General features: G+C 68.9%; 12 protein-coding genes. 8 read left to right on the plus strand and 4 right to left on the minus strand.

The window, feature by feature from the left end:
• Positions 1-300: 300 nt before the first annotated feature.
• The 3 genes from AC1DK4_RS03100 to AC1DK4_RS03110 form a co-directional block, all read right to left on the minus strand.
• On the minus strand, positions 301-735 hold the full coding sequence (locus AC1DK4_RS03100) for an HIT family protein (protein WP_441613635.1): 435 nt from the start codon (positions 733-735) through the stop codon (positions 301-303).
• Entirely contained in the window at positions 732-4,706 is a 3,975-nt protein-coding gene (locus AC1DK4_RS03105) for a DUF3683 domain-containing protein (RefSeq protein WP_477131383.1), read from the minus strand. The genes AC1DK4_RS03100 and AC1DK4_RS03105 overlap by 4 nt, the downstream gene beginning before the upstream one ends.
• A 156-nt stretch (positions 4,707-4,862) precedes the next feature.
• Positions 4,863-5,441, minus strand: a complete 579-nt coding sequence (locus tag AC1DK4_RS03110) for a YqaA family protein (RefSeq protein WP_441613637.1) — start codon at positions 5,439-5,441, stop codon at positions 4,863-4,865.
• A 324-nt stretch (positions 5,442-5,765) separates the two neighbouring features.
• Between AC1DK4_RS03110 and AC1DK4_RS03115 the strand changes: the two genes are divergently transcribed.
• The 8 genes from AC1DK4_RS03115 (at position 5,766) to AC1DK4_RS03150 (ending at position 14,145) form a co-directional block, all read left to right on the plus strand.
• Complete coding sequence (locus tag AC1DK4_RS03115) at positions 5,766-6,254, plus strand: (2Fe-2S)-binding protein (protein ID WP_441613638.1); 489 nt, start codon at positions 5,766-5,768, stop codon at positions 6,252-6,254.
• Positions 6,255-6,264: 10 nt separating this feature from the next.
• The gene (locus AC1DK4_RS03120; RefSeq protein ID WP_441613639.1) at positions 6,265-8,643 is read left to right on the plus strand and encodes a xanthine dehydrogenase family protein molybdopterin-binding subunit; all 2,379 of its coding nucleotides are present in this window, start codon (positions 6,265-6,267) and stop codon (positions 8,641-8,643) included.
• Between the two features lie 14 nt (positions 8,644-8,657).
• A complete protein-coding gene (locus tag AC1DK4_RS03125; protein WP_441643137.1) occupies positions 8,658-9,458 on the plus strand; it encodes an FAD binding domain-containing protein in 801 nt (266 codons plus the stop codon).
• Between the two features lie 262 nt (positions 9,459-9,720).
• Positions 9,721-10,614 (plus strand): AAA family ATPase, encoded by an 894-nt coding sequence (locus AC1DK4_RS03130; RefSeq protein WP_441613641.1) that lies wholly within the window; start codon positions 9,721-9,723, stop codon positions 10,612-10,614.
• A gap of 3 nt (positions 10,615-10,617) precedes the next feature.
• Positions 10,618-11,925: a vWA domain-containing protein gene (locus AC1DK4_RS03135; protein WP_477131384.1), complete on the plus strand. Its 1,308-nt coding sequence runs from the start codon at positions 10,618-10,620 to the stop codon at positions 11,923-11,925.
• Positions 11,916-12,497 (plus strand): SRPBCC family protein, encoded by a 582-nt coding sequence (locus AC1DK4_RS03140; RefSeq protein WP_441613643.1) that lies wholly within the window; start codon positions 11,916-11,918, stop codon positions 12,495-12,497. Before AC1DK4_RS03135 ends, AC1DK4_RS03140 begins: the two co-directional genes overlap by 10 nt.
• Positions 12,470-13,498: an XdhC family protein gene (locus AC1DK4_RS03145; RefSeq protein WP_441613644.1), complete on the plus strand. Its 1,029-nt coding sequence runs from the start codon at positions 12,470-12,472 to the stop codon at positions 13,496-13,498. Before AC1DK4_RS03140 ends, AC1DK4_RS03145 begins: the two co-directional genes overlap by 28 nt.
• Positions 13,499-13,536: 38 nt before the next feature.
• Positions 13,537-14,145, plus strand: coding sequence for a nucleotidyltransferase family protein (locus AC1DK4_RS03150; RefSeq protein WP_441613820.1), 609 nt, complete (start codon positions 13,537-13,539; stop codon positions 14,143-14,145).
• A gap of 27 nt (positions 14,146-14,172) precedes the next feature.
• Here AC1DK4_RS03150 and otsA read toward each other — a convergent pair whose 3' ends face one another.
• Positions 14,173-15,564, minus strand: coding sequence for an alpha,alpha-trehalose-phosphate synthase (UDP-forming) (otsA, locus tag AC1DK4_RS03155; RefSeq protein ID WP_441613645.1), 1,392 nt, complete (start codon positions 15,562-15,564; stop codon positions 14,173-14,175).
• Positions 15,565-15,569: the final 5 nt, after the last annotated feature.

Below are 15,569 nucleotides of genomic sequence, written 5' to 3' on the forward strand. Positions count from 1 at the left end.
CCACCACGAAGCCCAGCAGCCCGAGCCCGGCCTTGCGGTCCTCGGATCCCCAGTAGGGCTTGATCAGATCCCAGGTCTCGACCACGCGCAGGCGGCTCTGGATCTTGAGGGCACGGGCCGGTACGGCCGGGCCGGGAACGGTAACGGAGGTCGGTGTGGACATGGCACCTTTCGCGCAAGCAGGACACGCACGGCCGGCGGCCTGCGCTAGTGGGAGATATTAGCCTCTTAGAAGCCGGCAGCGCGTGCCAGGTTCCGTGACCCCTTCAACGCGTTGCGCCGGCCCGGCGTGGACGCGCCCTAGCCGGCGTCCGCGATGCCCGCCAGCGCATCGCGCAGCACCGGCAACCGCGACGCCAGCTCCGCCACCCGCGCGGCATCGGCCTCGCGCTGCGGCGCGGCCCACACGGCTTCCGGGAAATGCGTGTCCCAGCGATAGCGCGGAATGATATGCCAGTGCAGGTGCGGCACCATGTTGCCGAAAGCGGCCAGGTTGACCTTGTCTGGCGTCATCACGTCGCGCACCGTGCGCTCCACGCGCGCCACCAGGCGCATCAGCCAGGCCTGGTCCTCGTCGGAGAGGTCGGTCTGCTCGGCCACATGGTCGTTCCAGACCACGCGGCAGAAGCCCGGGAAGCGCTCGTGCTCGACCAGGATGACCCGGGCGCGCTCGCCGCGCCAGACCAGTTCGCCGCCGTCGGACTGGCACAGCGGGCAGGCAGCGGCGCGCGTCACACCAGCACCCGCTCGATGCCGCCCGAGTTGGCCTTGGCGACGTAGTCGGGCATCCAGTTCTCGCCCAGCAGGTGCTTGGCCATCTCGACCACGATGTAGTCGGCCGTGACGGTGGCATCTTCCTTGTAGCGCGACAGGCCTTGCAGGCAGGACGGGCAGCTGGTCAGGATCTTGACGTCACCGGCGAAGCCGTCGGTGCGCAGCTTGTCCGCGCCCCTGGTCATCTCCTCTTCCTTGCGGAAGCGGATCTGCGTGGAGATGTCCGGGCGGCTGACCGCCAGCGTGCCCGATTCGCCGCAGCAACGCTCGTTCTTCTCGATCTTGCCGCCGCCTTCGTTGCCGCCCATCAGCTCGTTGACGAGCTTGGTGGGGTCCATGGTCTTGATCGGGGTGTGGCAGGGATCGTGGTACATGTAGCGCGTACCGGTCACGCCTTCCAGCTTGACGCCCTTCTCGAGCAGGTACTCGTGGATGTCGATGATGCGGCAGCCGGGGAAGATCTTGTCGAATTCATAGCCGGCGAGCTGGTCGTAGCAGGTGCCGCAGCTCACCACCACGGTCTTGATGTCGAGGTAGTTGAGCGTATTGGCGACCCGGTGGAACAGCACCCGGTTGTCGGTGACCATCTTCTCGGCCTTGTCGTACTGGCCGTTGCCGCGCTGCGGGTAGCCGCAGCACAGGTAGCCCGGCGGCAGCACGGTCTGCACGCCCACATGCCACAGCATGGCCTGCGTGGCCAGGCCGACCTGCGAGAACAGCCGCTCCGAGCCGCAGCCCGGGAAGTAGAACACCGCYTCGSTCTCGGSSGWGGTCSSCTTCGGGTCGCGGATGATCGGSACGATCTCGTTGTCYTCRATATCSAGCAGCGCGCGCGCSGTCTTCTTGGGCAGGTTGCCCGGCATCTTCTTGTTGATGAAGTGGATCACCTGCTCCTGCACCGGCGCGCGGCCCACCGTGGCGGGCGGCTGCGCGGTCTGCTTCTTCGCCAGCTTCTTGAGCAGGTCGTTGCCCAGGCGCTGCGCCTTGTAGCCCCAGTCGATCATGACCTTGCGGGTCATGTTGATGGTCTGCGGGCTGGTGGCGTTGAGGAAGAACATCGACGCCGCCGTGCCGGGGTTGAATTTCTTCTGCCCCATCTTGCGCAGCAGGTTGCGCATGTTCATCGACACGTCGCCGAAATCGATCTTGACCGGGCACGGCGTCACGCACTTGTGGCAGACCGTGCAGTGGTCGGCCACGTCGGAGAACTCGTCCCAGTGCTTGATCGAGATGCCGCGCCGGGTCTGCTCCTCGTACAGGAAGGCCTCCACCAGCAGCGAGGTCGCCAGGATCTTGTTGCGCGGGCTGTACAGCAGGTTGGCACGCGGCACGTGGGTGGCGCACACCGGCTTGCACTTGCCGCAGCGCAGGCAGTCCTTGACGCTGTCGGCAATGGCGCCGATATCGCTCTGCTGCATGATGATGGACTCATGCCCCATCAGGCCGAACGACGGCGTGTACGCATTGCGCAGGTCCGCGCCCGGCAGCAGCTTGCCCTTGTTGAAGCGGCCCTGCGGATCCACGCGCTGCTTGTACTGGCGGAACTCGCCGATCTCGTCCTCGGTCAGGAACTCCAGCTTGGTGATGCCGATGCCGTGCTCGCCGGAAATCACGCCGTCGAGCGAGCGCGCCAGCGCCATGATGCGGGCCACCGCGCGGTGGGCGTCCTGCAGCATGTCGTAGTCGTCGGAGTTGACCGGGATGTTGGTGTGCACGTTGCCGTCGCCGGCGTGCATGTGCAGGGCCACGAAGACGCGCCCGCGCAGCACCTGCTTGTGGATCTTCTGCGCCTCGTCCAGGATGGGCTTGAACTCGCCGCCGTTGAAGATATTGCGCAGTTCGGCGCGCACTTCGCTCTTCCACGACACGCGGATGGTGCGGTCCTGCAGCAGGTGGAACACGTTGGCGTCCGGCTGCTGCGCGAGGCGCGCCTCGAAGGCCGGTCCGAGCAGGCCCAGGCCGTGGCCGATCAGCGCGGCGCGCGCGGTGGCCAGCGGCGTGTCGAGGTGGTCCTGCAGGTAGATCCAGCGCGAGCGGATCTCGCGCAGCAACTGCAGCGCGTGCTGCACGCGGTCTTCGAGCAGCTCGGCGCTGGGGATCTCGTTGGCGTCGTCGCTGCGGCCCAGCGGCAGGTTGCCGCGCGCGAAGAAGGCTTCCAGCGCGTCGGTCAGCTTGAGCTTGTTCTTGATCGACAGCTCGATATTGATGCGCTCGATGCCGTCGGTGTACTCGCCCATGCGCGGCAGCGGGATCACCACGTCTTCGTTGATCTTGAAGGCGTTGGTGTGCTTGGCGATGGCGGCGGTGCGGGAACGGTCCAGCCAGAATTTCTTGCGCGCCTCGGGGCTGACCGCGACAAAGCCTTCGCCGCTCTTGCCGTTGGCCATGCGGATGACTTCCGAGGTGGCGCGGGCCACCGCGTCCTGGTCGTCGCCGACGATGTCGCCGATCAGCACCATCTTCGGGAAGGCGTTGCGCTTGCTCTTGGTGGCGTAGCCGACCGCGCGCAGGTAGCGTTCGTCCAGGTGTTCCAGGCCGGCCAGGATGGCACCGCCCGGCGTGCGCGACTCGGCGTCCAGGTAGTCCTTGATCTCGACGATGCTGGGGATGGCGTCGCGGGCCTGGCCGAAGAATTCCAGGCAGACCGTGCGCACGTGCGCCGGCATGCGATGCAGGATCCAGCGGGCGCTGGTGATGATGCCGTCGCAGCCTTCCTTCTGGATGCCGGGCAGGCCGGCCAGGAACTTGTCGGTGACGTCCTTGCCCAGGCCTTCCTTGCGGAACTTGCGCCCTTCGATGGCAAGGGTTTCCGTGCGCAGCGGCTTTTCGCCGGGCGCGCGGTTGCCGTCCGACCACTTCAGCTCGAAGGTGGCGACCGGCACGTCATGGATCTTGCCCAGGTTGTGGTCCAGCCGGGTGACTTCCAGCCAGTTGCCTTCCGGGTCCACCATGCGCCACCAGGCCAGGTTGTCGAGCGCGGTGCCCCACAGCACGGCCTTCTTGCCACCGGCGTTCATGGCCACGTTGCCGCCGATGCACGACGCATCGATCGAGGTCGGGTCGACCGCGAACACCAGCCCTGCCTTGTCGGCGGCATCCGCCACGCGGCGCGTCACCACGCCGGCGCCGGAGAAAATGGTGCCGACCTTGTGCGACACGCCCGGCAGGTCGGTCTGCTCGACCGGCCCGAGCTGTTCCAGCTTCTCGGTGTTGATCACCGCGCTCATCGGCGTCAGCGGCACGGCGCCGCCGGTATAACCGGTGCCGCCTCCGCGCGGGATGATGGTCAGGCCCAGCTCGAAGCAGCCCTTGACCATGCCGGCGATCTCTTCCTCGGTGTCCGGGGTGAGGACGACAAAGGGATATTCCACGCGCCAGTCGGTCGCGTCGGTCACATGCGAGACGCGCGACAGGCCGTCGAACTTGATGTTGTCCTTCTGCGTGATGCGTCCCAGCACGCGCTGGGTGCGCTTGCGCAGCTCGTAGGCGTCGGCGAATTCCTGCTTGAAGKMCTCGATGGCCTGCTTGGCAAAGCTCACCAGCTGCTCGACGCGGTGGGAACGGCCTTCGGCGGCCGGCTCGGCGTGCTCGGCACGGTCGGCGGCACGGCGCTTCTCCACTTCGGACAGGCGGTGATGCAGCGCCGTCACCAGCATCTGGCGGCGCTTGGGATTCTCGAGCAGGTCGTCCTGCAGGTACGGGTTGCGGCGCACCACCCAGATATCGCCCAGGACTTCGTACAGCATGCGGGCCGAGCGGCCGGTGCGGCGTTCGCTCCGCAGTTCGTCCAGGATGCGCCAGGCCTCTTCGCCCAGCAGCCGGATGACGATCTCGCGATCCGAGAAAGACGTGTAGTTATAGGGGATCTCACGCAGGCGCGGCGGGGCATCCTGCGCGGCGAGTTTGGCATCGAGCACGAGTGGGGCGTTCATGGGGAGGGACCGCTACCTGTAGCGCACGGGGACGGTGCGCCGGATCGTCTTTAAAGGGCAATTGTACTTCAAGGCCTGCTTTCGCCGCACCGCAGCATGCGGGAATGGAATACCCCCCGCCGCTCCCGCCAACCCGCCCGCACCCGCGAATCCGCTCTAGAACAGGCTTCTGAGGCCGGCGCCGATACCACGCCAGAAGCTGTCCGGCACCGTCAGCAGGGCGCCGGTCATGGCGAGGTAGCGCAGGAACTTGCCGATCGCCATGTATACAAGGCTAGGCCAGAATGGCAGCCGCAACCACCCCGCCAATGTGCACAGAGGATCACCAATACCCGGCAGCCAGGAGGCCAGCAGGGTGGGCGGGCCCAGGCGGCGCATCCAGCGGAAGTAGCGCTTGTCGAGCGCCGGCCTGCGCGGCTGGCGCGGATGGCGCCGGTGCTCCGCGTGCTCCGTTTCGTGCTCGCGCTGCTGGCGATGCTTGCGGTAGCGCACCAGCGCCAGCTTGGCCGCGTAGCCCAGCCACCAGTCGATGGCGCCGCCGATGGTGTTGCCCAGCGTGGCCACCACGATAGCCGGCCAGAACATGTGGGGGTTGAGCTTGATGTAGCCGAATACGGCCGGCTCGGAGCCCAGCGGCAGCAGCGTGGCCGATATCAGGCTGACCACGAAGATGGCCGGCAGCCCCACCTTGGGCAGGGCCACGGTGCCGAACAACCAGTCGATGAAGCCTTCCATGGGCAAAAGCCGTCCTGTAGTGCCGCGCTGCCCCGGGGCCCGCCGCAAGGGGGCAACCCGCATGGCATACACGGTTGATTTGTGATTAACTGTTAGAGCCTGACGCGGATAAACGTTCGCGGTCCAGTCGCGGTCTGGCCGTTTTTTGCCGCATGGATTCCATTGTCGGCGCCCGCCGCACCCTAGCAGCCGCAGCACCCGCAGTACCAACATCACGAAATAGCCGTCACCAGCAAACGGCAGTAACGCGTCGTGGCCAGTCCCGCGCAGCATTTCGGGATTCGCGGATTGGTCATGCACGTGTCCACCCACATGGAGACAAGCATGGCGATTCCTATCCGCCTGACCGTCAACGGCCGCATCATCGACGCCCAGGTAGACCCCACCACCCTTCTCGTCCAGTTCCTGCGCGAGCACCTCCGGCTCACCGGCACCCATGTGGGCTGCGACACCGCCCAGTGCGGCGCCTGCACCGTGCACCTGGACGGCCGCGCGGTCAAGTCGTGCAACCTGCTGGCAGCCCAGGCGGACGGCACCACCATCACCACCATCGAGGGCCTGGCCCCCGAAGGCCAGCTCCACCCGATGCAGGAAGCCTTCCGCAACTGCCACGGCCTGCAGTGCGGCTTCTGCACGCCCGGCATGGTGATGAGTGCCACCGCGCTCGTCAAGGCGCAGCCGAATGCCGACGCCACCGCCATCCGCGCGCAGCTCGACGGCAACCTGTGCCGCTGCACCGGCTACCACAATATCGTGCGCGCCGTGCAGGAAGGCCAGGCTGCGATGCGTGGCGCCACCGCCAGCGCCGAATAAGGGGACAGCCATGAACGCACCCGACAACCAGCACCTCATCGGCGCCTCGGTCAGGCGCAAGGAAGACTACCGCTTCCTGACCGGCAACGGCCAGTACACCGACGACGTCGTCCTGCCGCAGCAGAGCTACGGCTACTTCCTGCGCTCGCCGCACGCGCACGCGCGCATCGCCTCCATCGACAAGACCGAGGCCCTGGCCTCGCCCGGCGTGATCGCCATCTTCACCGGCGACGACATCGCCGCCGACAAGGTCGGCGGCCTGCCCTGCGGCTGGCTGATCCACAGCATCGACGGCAGCCCGATGAAGGAGCCGCCGCACCCGGTGCTGGCGCAAGGCAAGGCCCGCCACGTGGGCGACCAGGTCGCGCTGGTGGTGGCCGAGACCCTGCAGCAGGCCAAGGACGCCGCCGAAAAGATCGAGGTGGACTACGAAGAGCTGGAAGCCGTGGTCCACACCGCGCAGGCCGCGTCCGCCGGTGCGCTGGTGCACGACGACGTGCCGCAGAACACCAGCTATGTGTGGGGCCACGGCGACCGCGCCGCCACCGACGCCGCCTTCGCCAGGGCCGCGCACGTGACGACGCTGGATATCGTCAACAACCGCCTGATCCCGAACGCCATCGAGCCGCGCGCCGTCAACGCCAGCTACACCCGGCAAGATGACAGCTACACCGTCTACGTCGCCAACCAGAACCCGCACGTGGAACGCCTGCTGATGGGCGCCTTCGTGCTGGGCCTGCCCGAATCGCGGCTGCGCATCATCGCACCGGACGTCGGCGGCGGCTTCGGCTCCAAGATCTTCCTGTACGCGGAAGACGTGGCGCTGACCTGGGCCTCGAAGAAGGTAAAGCGCCCGATCAAATGGACCGCCGAGCGCTCGGAATCCTTCCTCACCGACGCGCACGGGCGCGACCACGTCACCAAGGCCGAACTGGCGCTGGATGCCGACGGCAAGTTCCTGGCGATGCGGGTGCACACCACCGCCAACATGGGCGCATACCTCTCGACCTTCGCTTCGAGCGTGCCCACCATCCTCTACGCCACGCTGCTGGCCGGGCAGTACACCACGCCTGCCATCTACGCCGAGGTGCGTGCCGTATTCACCAACACCGCGCCGGTGGACGCCTACCGCGGCGCCGGACGCCCGGAAGCCACCTATGTGGTCGAGCGGCTGGTGGAAGCCGCCGCGCGCGAGCTGAAGATGGACCCGGCCGAACTGCGCCGCAAGAACTTCATCCGCGAGTTCCCCTATGCCACCCCGGTCGGCCTGACGTACGACACCGGCGACTACGAGCCGTGCCTGGCGCGCGCGCAGGAACTCGCCGACGTGAAGGGTTTCCCCGCGCGCAGGGACGAAGCAAAGCAGCGCGGCAAGCTGCGCGGCCTGGGCTATTCCTGCTACATCGAGGCCTGCGGGCTGGCGCCTTCGAATATCGCCGGCGCGCTGGGCGCGCGCGCGGGGCTGTTCGAAGTGGGCGAGATCCGTGTCCACCCGACCGGCACCGTGACGGTGTTCACCGGCTCGCACAGCCATGGCCAAGGGCATGAAACCACCTTCGCGCAGGTGGTGGCGGACCGCCTGGGCATCGCGCTCGACGCGGTGGAGATCGTGCACGGCGATACGGGCCGCGTGCCCTTCGGCATGGGCACCTATGGCTCGCGCTCGCTGGCGGTGGGCGGCTCGGCCATCATGAAGGCGCTCGACAAGATCGAGGCCAAGGCCAAGAAGATCGCGGCCCACCTGCTGGAAGCCTCCGATGCCGACATCGAGTTCAAGGACGGCGTATTCAGCGTGGCCGGCACCGACCGCAGCAAGACCTTCGGCGAGATCGCGCTGACGGCCTACGTGCCGCACAACTATCCGCTCGACAAGCTCGAACCCGGCCTCAACGAGAACGCCTTCTACGACCCGACCAACTTCACCTACCCGTCCGGCGCCTATATCTGCGAGGTGGAAGTGGACCCGGACACCGGCGAGAGCCATGTGGTCAAGTTCACCGCGGTGGACGATTTCGGCAACATCATCAACCCGATGATCGTGGAAGGGCAGGTGCACGGCGGCATTGGCCAGGGGCTCGGCCAGGCGATGCTGGAGCAATGCATCTACGACGACAGCGGCCAGCTGCTGACCGGCTCCTACATGGACTACGCCATGCCGCGCGCCGACGACCTGCCGGACTTCACCGTGGAGACCGCCAAGGGCACGCCCTGCACGCACAACCCGCTGGGTGTGAAGGGCTGCGGGGAGGCCGGCGCCATCGGCTCGCCGCCGGCCTTCATCAATGCGCTGGTGGATGCGCTCGCGCCGCTGGGCGTGCGCGACATCCAGATGCCCGCCACGCCGCATCGCGTGTGGCAGGCGATCCGCCAAGCGCAAACCGCCAACTGAATCGGAGGCAGACCATGTACGCATTCAATTTCGAACGCGCCGCCGATGCCAAGTCCGCGGTGGCCCGGCTCAAGGCCGATGCCGACGCCAAGTTCCTCGGCGGCGGCCAGAGCCTGCTGGCCGCGATGAAGCTGCGGCTGGCGGCGCCTTCGGCGCTGGTGGACGTGTCGCGCATCGCCGGCATGGCCGATATCCGCATGGACAACGGCGAACTGGTGATCGGCGGGGCCGCGCGCCATGCCGATGTGGCGGCCAGTGCCGAGGTGGCCAGGGCGATTCCCGCGCTGGCCGCGCTGGCGGGCGGCATCGGCGATCGCCAGGTGCGCGCCATGGGCACGCTGGGCGGCTCGCTGGCCAACGACGATCCCGCCGCCTGCTATCCGGCCGCGGTGCTTGCCCTGAACGCCACGGTGGTGACCGACCGCCGCAATATCACCGCCGACAACTTCTTCAAGGGGCTCTACGAAACGGCGCTCGAACCCGACGAACTGATCACCGCGGTACGGTTCCCGCTGCCCGAGCAGGCTGCCTATGTGAAGTTCCGCAACCCGGCCTCGCGTTTCGCGCTGGTGGGCGTGATGGTGGCGCGCTTCGGCAAGACGGTACGCGTGGCGGTCACCGGCGCGGCCGACAGCGTGTTCCGCTGCGCGCCGCTGGAGCAGGCGTTGTCCGCCAGCTTCACGCCGGCCGCGGCGCGCGCGGCGACAGTGGATGCGAGCCGGCTGAGCACCGACCTGCACGCGTCGGCGGAGTACCGGGCGCATCTGATCCCGGTGCTGGCTGCCAGGGCGGTGGAACAGGCCAGCCAGGGCTGAGGCAAGGCGGGCGCCTTCGCCGTATCGGGCGCCCGCCCTCTCCCCCGGCCCCGCTCCCGCAAGTGGGCAAGCAGGAGAGGGGAACGGACCGACCGCGGGCAGGAAGCGCGGGAGGACCGTACAGAGAAGCGGGCGGCCCGCCGGCTTTCTCCTCTCTCCCGTCCACGGCAGCAGCGCCGGGGGAGAGGGCAGGCACTCACAGCGCCAACCGCCTATCACATCGAATCACCGCCCTTTCCAGCACCCGGCATCACATCCCACCATGCTCCCCACGTCCATCGACCACACCGCCGCCCTGCTGGAGGCGCAGCAATATTTCGCCGACCGCGAGACCGCCACCGTGCTCTACCTGGCGCTTCGCATGCAACGCCCGCTCTTCCTGGAAGGCGAGCCCGGCGTAGGCAAGACGGCGCTGGCGCGCGCCATCGCGGGCGCGCTCGGCACGCGGCTGCTGCGCCTGCAATGCTACGAAGGCCTGGATGCGTCCAGCGCGCTGTACGAATGGGACTATCCGCGCCAGATCATGGCGCTGCGCCTGGCGGAGGCGCGCGGCGAGCGGCCCGAGGCGCAATCGCTCTACCATGACGATTTCCTGCTCAAGCGTCCCCTGCTGGAATCGCTGCTGCCCGACCCGGCGGCGCCGGACATGCCGCGCGTGCTGCTGATCGACGAGATCGACCGTGCCGACGAGCCGTTCGAGGCCTTCCTGCTGGAAGTGCTGTCCGAATACCAGGTCTCGATTCCCGAGATCGGCGTGGTGCAGGCCGAGCAAGCCCCGCTGATCGTGGTCACGTCCAACCGCACCCGCGAGGTGCACGACGCACTCAAGCGCCGCTGCCTGTACCAGTGGATGGGCTATCCGCAGCGCGAGCGCGAACTGCAGATCGTGGCCGCGCGCGCGCCAGAGGCCGCGGCCGCGCTGCAGCACGAGGCCATCGACTTCGTCCACGGATTGCGCGGCATCGATCTGTTCAAGGCGCCCGGCATCGCCGAGGCGATCGACTGGTGCCGCGCGCTGGCCGCGCTCGGCGTGACCGAGCTCGACCCGCAATCGGTGCGCGACACCCTGGGCGTGCTGCTGAAGTACCAGGACGACCTGGCCCGCGTGGACGGCCCCACCGTGGCCGAACTGCTGGCCAGCCCGCCGGGAGCCTGAGGCATGCCGAGGCTGCATCCGGACGCCAGGCCCGCCGGCACGCCCGTCGGCGGCACCCTGCCCATGCTGGCGCGCAACGTCACGCACTTCGTGCGGCTGCTGCGCGACGCCGGCTTCGCGCTATCCCCCGCGCACGCGGTGGATACGCTGCTGGCGCTGCAGTACGTCGACATCGGCCAGCGCGGCGAAGTGCGCGCGGCGATGGCGGCGCTGATGGTCAACGGCCCCGACCAGCGGCCCCTGTTCGATGYCGCCTTCGACCTGTTCTGGCGCGACCCCGACTGGGAGGGCAAGCTGCGCGCCCTGCTGCTGCCGCGCGTGGACGCCGGGGCCCCGCCGCCGCAGCGCAGCAACCGCCTGGCCGACGCCCTTGCCGCGCAGCGCCCGCCCCAGGCCAGCCAGCGCGGCAAGGAGAACGAGGAACGCTTCACTGCGCCGCTCACCTTCTCGGCGCAGGAACGGCTTGCCAGGCGCGACTTCGAGACGCTTGGCGCCGAGGAATGGCGCGCACTGCAGCATATGATCCGCTCCCGCCACACGCGGCTGGCCACCGAGCGCACGCGCCGGCTGCGCCCCGCCGCCAGCGGCCCGCGCGCCGACCTGCGCGCCAGCGCGCGGCTGGCGGTGCGCCAGCAAGGCGAGTGGCTGCGCTGGAAATTCCGCCGCCATGCCGAACGCCGGCCGCCCCTGGTGCTGCTGCTCGACATCTCCGGCTCGATGAGCCAGTACTCGCGCGCGGTACTCTACTTCTGCCACGCGCTGACGCAGTCGCGCGAGCGCCTCTCGGTCTTCCTGTTCGGCACCCGCCTGACCAATATCACCCGCTCGCTGCGCGAACGCGACCCCGACGAGGCGGTCGAGGCGATCACCGGCCAGGTGCGCGACTGGGCCGGCGGCACCCGCATCGGCGCGGCGCTGGCCACCTTCAACCGGCAATGGGCGCGCCGCACGCTGTCCGGCCGCGCCACCGTGCTGCTGGTCACCGATGGCCTCGACCATGAGGATATCGACCTGCTCGGCACGGAAATGGCGCGCCTGCGCCGCTTCGCCCATCGCATCCTCTGGCTCAATCCGCTGCTGCGCTACCCGGGCTTCACCCCCCAGGCGCGTGGCGTGCAGGCCATCCTGCCGCACGTGGATGCGCTGCGCTCGGCACACAACCTGGACAGCCTGTTCGCGCTCGAATCATTGCTGGCCGAGCCCCGTCATGAACTGCCCGCCTTCGCGCCGCCCGCCGCGCGCGACGCCATGCCCGCCATGCGGACAACGCCCGGCAGGCACAACAAGGAGACCGCCCCACCATGGAAATGACACAGACACGGCAACTGCCGGTGGCCCAGCAAGCCGCCTGGGAAGCCCTCAACGATACTGCCCTGCTCAAGCAGTGCATCCCAGGATGTGAGAGCATCGAGGCTGACGGCGACAACGACAACGCCTACCTGCTGGCGCTGACCGCCGCGGTAGGCCCGGTCAAGGCGCGCTTCAAGGGGCGCATGGCCCTGCAGGACATCCAGGCACCCGACAGCTACACCATCCAGTTCGACGGCCAGGGCGGCGCGGCCGGCTTCGGCAAGGGCAGCGCGCGCGTGACGCTGGCGCCCGAGGGCGACCACACGCTGCTGACCTACACGGTCAGCGCCCAGGTCGGCGGCAAGATCGCGCAGATCGGCTCGCGGCTGGTGGATGCGGCGGCGCGCAAGATGGCCGACGCCTTCTTCGACCGCCTTACCGCGGCGCTGGGAGGCGCCACGCAAGCGGATGCCGGTACCGGAGACGATGTCGCCAGGGACGAGGTGGCGCCCGCCGAGGGCAGCGCACCCGATGAACAGAACGGTGAGACAAAGCGGAAACGATCATGGACAGCGTGGATCTCGAAGTCCTGAAGTGCAGCGTGCGCTGGCTGGCCGAAGGCCACCGCGCGCTATTGGTGACGGTGGTCAGGACCTGGGGCTCCTCGCCCCGCCCGGAGGGCGCCATGCTGGCGGTGCGCGATGACGGCCTGGTGGTCGGCTCGGTATCGGGCGGCTGCATCGAGGACGACATCATCGACCGGGTGCGCCGCGAAGGCATCGCCGGCTCACGCCCGGAGGCCGTCAAGTACGGTATCAGCGCCGAGGAAGCGCACCGCTTCGGCCTGCCCTGCGGCGGCACCATCGAACTGGTGAGCGAGCCGCTGAGCGCGGTCAGCGGCCTGGAAGACCTGCTCGCCGCCGTGGAAAACGGCAGGCTGGTGGCGCGCACGCTGGACATGGCCACCGGCCGCGCCACGCTCGGCCACGCCGAGGCCGCCGACGGGCTGTCGTTCGACGGCAGCACCCTGCTCACCATCCACGGGCCGCGCTACCGCATGCTCGTGATCGGCGCCGGACAACTCTCGAAATACCTGTCGCAGATCGCGGTGGGCCTGGGCTTCCAGGTCACCGTGTGCGATCCGCGCGAGGAATACACCGAGACCTGGGACATCCCCGGCGTCACCATGGTGCGCACCATGCCGGACGACACGGTGATGGACATGAAGCTCGACGAGCGCAGCGCCGTGATCGCCGTCACCCACGATCCCAAGCTCGACGACCTGGCCCTGATGGAGGCGCTGCGCACGCGCGCCTTCTACGTGGGCGCGCTGGGTTCGCGCCGCAACAACCAGGCGCGCCGCGAGCGGCTCAAGGAATTCGATCTCAACGAAGTGCAGCTGGCGCGGCTGCACGGCCCGGTCGGCATCTATATCGGCAGCCGCACGCCGCCGGAGATCGCCATCTCGATCCTGGCCGAAGTGGTGGCCGCCAAGAACCACGTGTCGCTGCCCGACATCCTGCAGGTCGAAGGCGCCAAGGCCGCCCGCGAACTGGCGGCGGACGCCGGCAGTTCCTGCGGCACCGACCAGTGACCAGTCGCTCCGACGGCGCCGACCCGCTGGCCGGCCCCATCAGCGACGCCACCAAGGTGGTGTTCAACGCCGCCGAGCCGCCCACCGGGATCTTGCTGGCAGCGGGCTTCGGCCGCCGCTTCGACGCCAGCGGCAGGCAGAACAAGCTGCTCGCCAGGCTGCCGGACGGCCAGACCGTGGCCGGGCGCAGCGCGCGCTCCCTGGCCAACACCCTGCCCGGTGCCCTGGCGGTGATCCGCCCGGGCCACGCCGAGCTGGCGGCCGAATTGAGGCAGGCCGGCTGCCGCGTGCTCGAAGCGCCGGCCGCCGAGGCGGGCATGGGCGCGGCGCTGGCCGCGGCGGTCGCCGCCACGGCGCAAGCGCGCGGCTGGGTGGTGGCGCTCGCCGACATGCCGTGGCTGCCAGCCGGACTGGTGCGCGCGGTGGCGCTCACCATCACCACGCCCGACGCCATCGCCGCGCCCTGGCGCGATGGCCGGCGCGGGCACCCGGTGGGATTTGGGGCCGCCTGGCGCGACACGCTGCTCAGGCTGGACGGCGACGAAGGCGCGCGCGCCTTGCTCAAGACGCAGGCGGTGATACGGATCCTGACCGAGGATGACGGCGCCTTCAGGGACGTGGATGTCGCCGGGGACCTGGAAGGCTGACCACAGCCTTCCGGCGGGCGGCGCGCCTTAGTTGGCGTCCGCCTCGCTCAGCGCCCGCAGGTACTCCCGCCGCCACCAGTGCACGTCCTGCGCGCGGATGCGTTCCAGCAGTTTCTGGTGGCGCGACTGGCGCTCGGCCAGCGGCATGTGCAGCGCCTGCTGGATCGCCTGGGCGGTGGCGTTGATATCGTAGGGATTGACCAGCAGGGCCTCGCGCAACTGCTCGGCGGCACCGGCAAAGCGCGACAGCACCAGCACGCCGGGATCGTCCGGGTCCTGCGCGGCGACGAACTCCTTGGCCACCAGGTTCATGCCGTCGCGCAAGGGCGTGACCAGGGCCACGCGGCAGGCGCGGCACAGGCCCGGCAGGCGGCGCCGCGCCGTGGTGCGGTGGATGTAGCGCACCGGCATCCAGTCCAGCTCGCCATACTCGCCGTTGATGGCGCCCGACAGCCCCTCCATCTCGCGCCGCAGGTCCGCGTAGGCGTCCACCGTCTCGCGCGACGGCGCGGCAATCTGGATCAGCGTGGCGCTGCGGCGGTTCTCGGGATACTGCGCCATCAGCGCGCGCACCGCCTTGAGGCGCTGGGGCAGGCCCTTGGAATAATCCAGGCGGTCGATGCCGAGCAAGAGCCGGCGCGTGGCGTACTGGCCCCGCATCATCTCGTAGGTCTCGCGCGATTCCTCGCCGCGGCCCAGCGCAGCGAACTCGTCCACGTCGATGCCGATCGGGAAGGCCTGCGCGCGCACCGTGCGGTGGAAGGCGCGGAAGCGGTTGTCGCCCATCGGCTCGGCCTGCGCCTCGCGCTGCACGTAGCGCGAGAAATGCTCCAGGTCCAGCTGGCTCTGGAAGCCGATCAGGTCATAGGCGAACAGCGCGCGCATCAGCCATTCGTGCTGCGGGATCGCGGCCAGGATCAGCGGCGGCGGCAACGGGATATGCAGGAAAAAGCCGATGCGCTGGCCGCAGCCCATGGCGCGCAGCTCGGACGCCAGCGGGATCAGGTGGTAGTCGTGGATCCAGATCACGTCGTCGGGGCGCAGCAGCGGCGCGAGCTTGCGCGCGAACAGCTGGTTGACGCGCCGGTACACGTTCAGATGCGCGGAATCGAAGTCCGCCAGGTCGATGCGATAGTGGAACACCGGCCACAGCACGCCGTTGCTATACCCCTGGTAATACGAGTCGTGGTCCTCGCGGCACAGGTCCACCGTGGCCAGCGTGACATTGCCCGCCTGCTGGATATGCAGTTCGCCCTCGCCCGGCGTGCCGCCCTGCGCCGCCTCCACGGTCTTGCCGCTCCAGCCGAACCAGACCCCGCCGGTGGCCTTGAGCGCCTCGCCCAGCGCCACCGCCAGTCCGCCCGCGGCAATGTTGCGGGGATCGGCCACGCGATTGGATACCGCAACTAGTCTGCCCATATCGT

It is taken from the genome of Cupriavidus sp. 05N38, assembly GCF_056397345.1.

Coding starts and splice junctions, on each gene's coding strand:
- AC1DK4_RS03110 (WP_441613637.1), bottom strand. CDS start 5,441: ATGGAAGGCTTCATCGACTGGTTGTTCGGCACCGTGGCCCTGCCCAAG.
- AC1DK4_RS03115 (WP_441613638.1), top strand. CDS start 5,766: ATGGCGATTCCTATCCGCCTGACCGTCAACGGCCGCATCATCGACGCC.
- AC1DK4_RS03120 (WP_441613639.1), top strand. CDS start 6,265: ATGAACGCACCCGACAACCAGCACCTCATCGGCGCCTCGGTCAGGCGC.
- AC1DK4_RS03125 (WP_441643137.1), top strand. CDS start 8,658: ATGTACGCATTCAATTTCGAACGCGCCGCCGATGCCAAGTCCGCGGTG.
- AC1DK4_RS03130 (WP_441613641.1), top strand. CDS start 9,721: ATGCTCCCCACGTCCATCGACCACACCGCCGCCCTGCTGGAGGCGCAG.
- AC1DK4_RS03140 (WP_441613643.1), top strand. CDS start 11,916: ATGGAAATGACACAGACACGGCAACTGCCGGTGGCCCAGCAAGCCGCC.
- AC1DK4_RS03145 (WP_441613644.1), top strand. CDS start 12,470: ATGGACAGCGTGGATCTCGAAGTCCTGAAGTGCAGCGTGCGCTGGCTG.
- otsA (WP_441613645.1), bottom strand. CDS start 15,564: ATGGGCAGACTAGTTGCGGTATCCAATCGCGTGGCCGATCCCCGCAAC.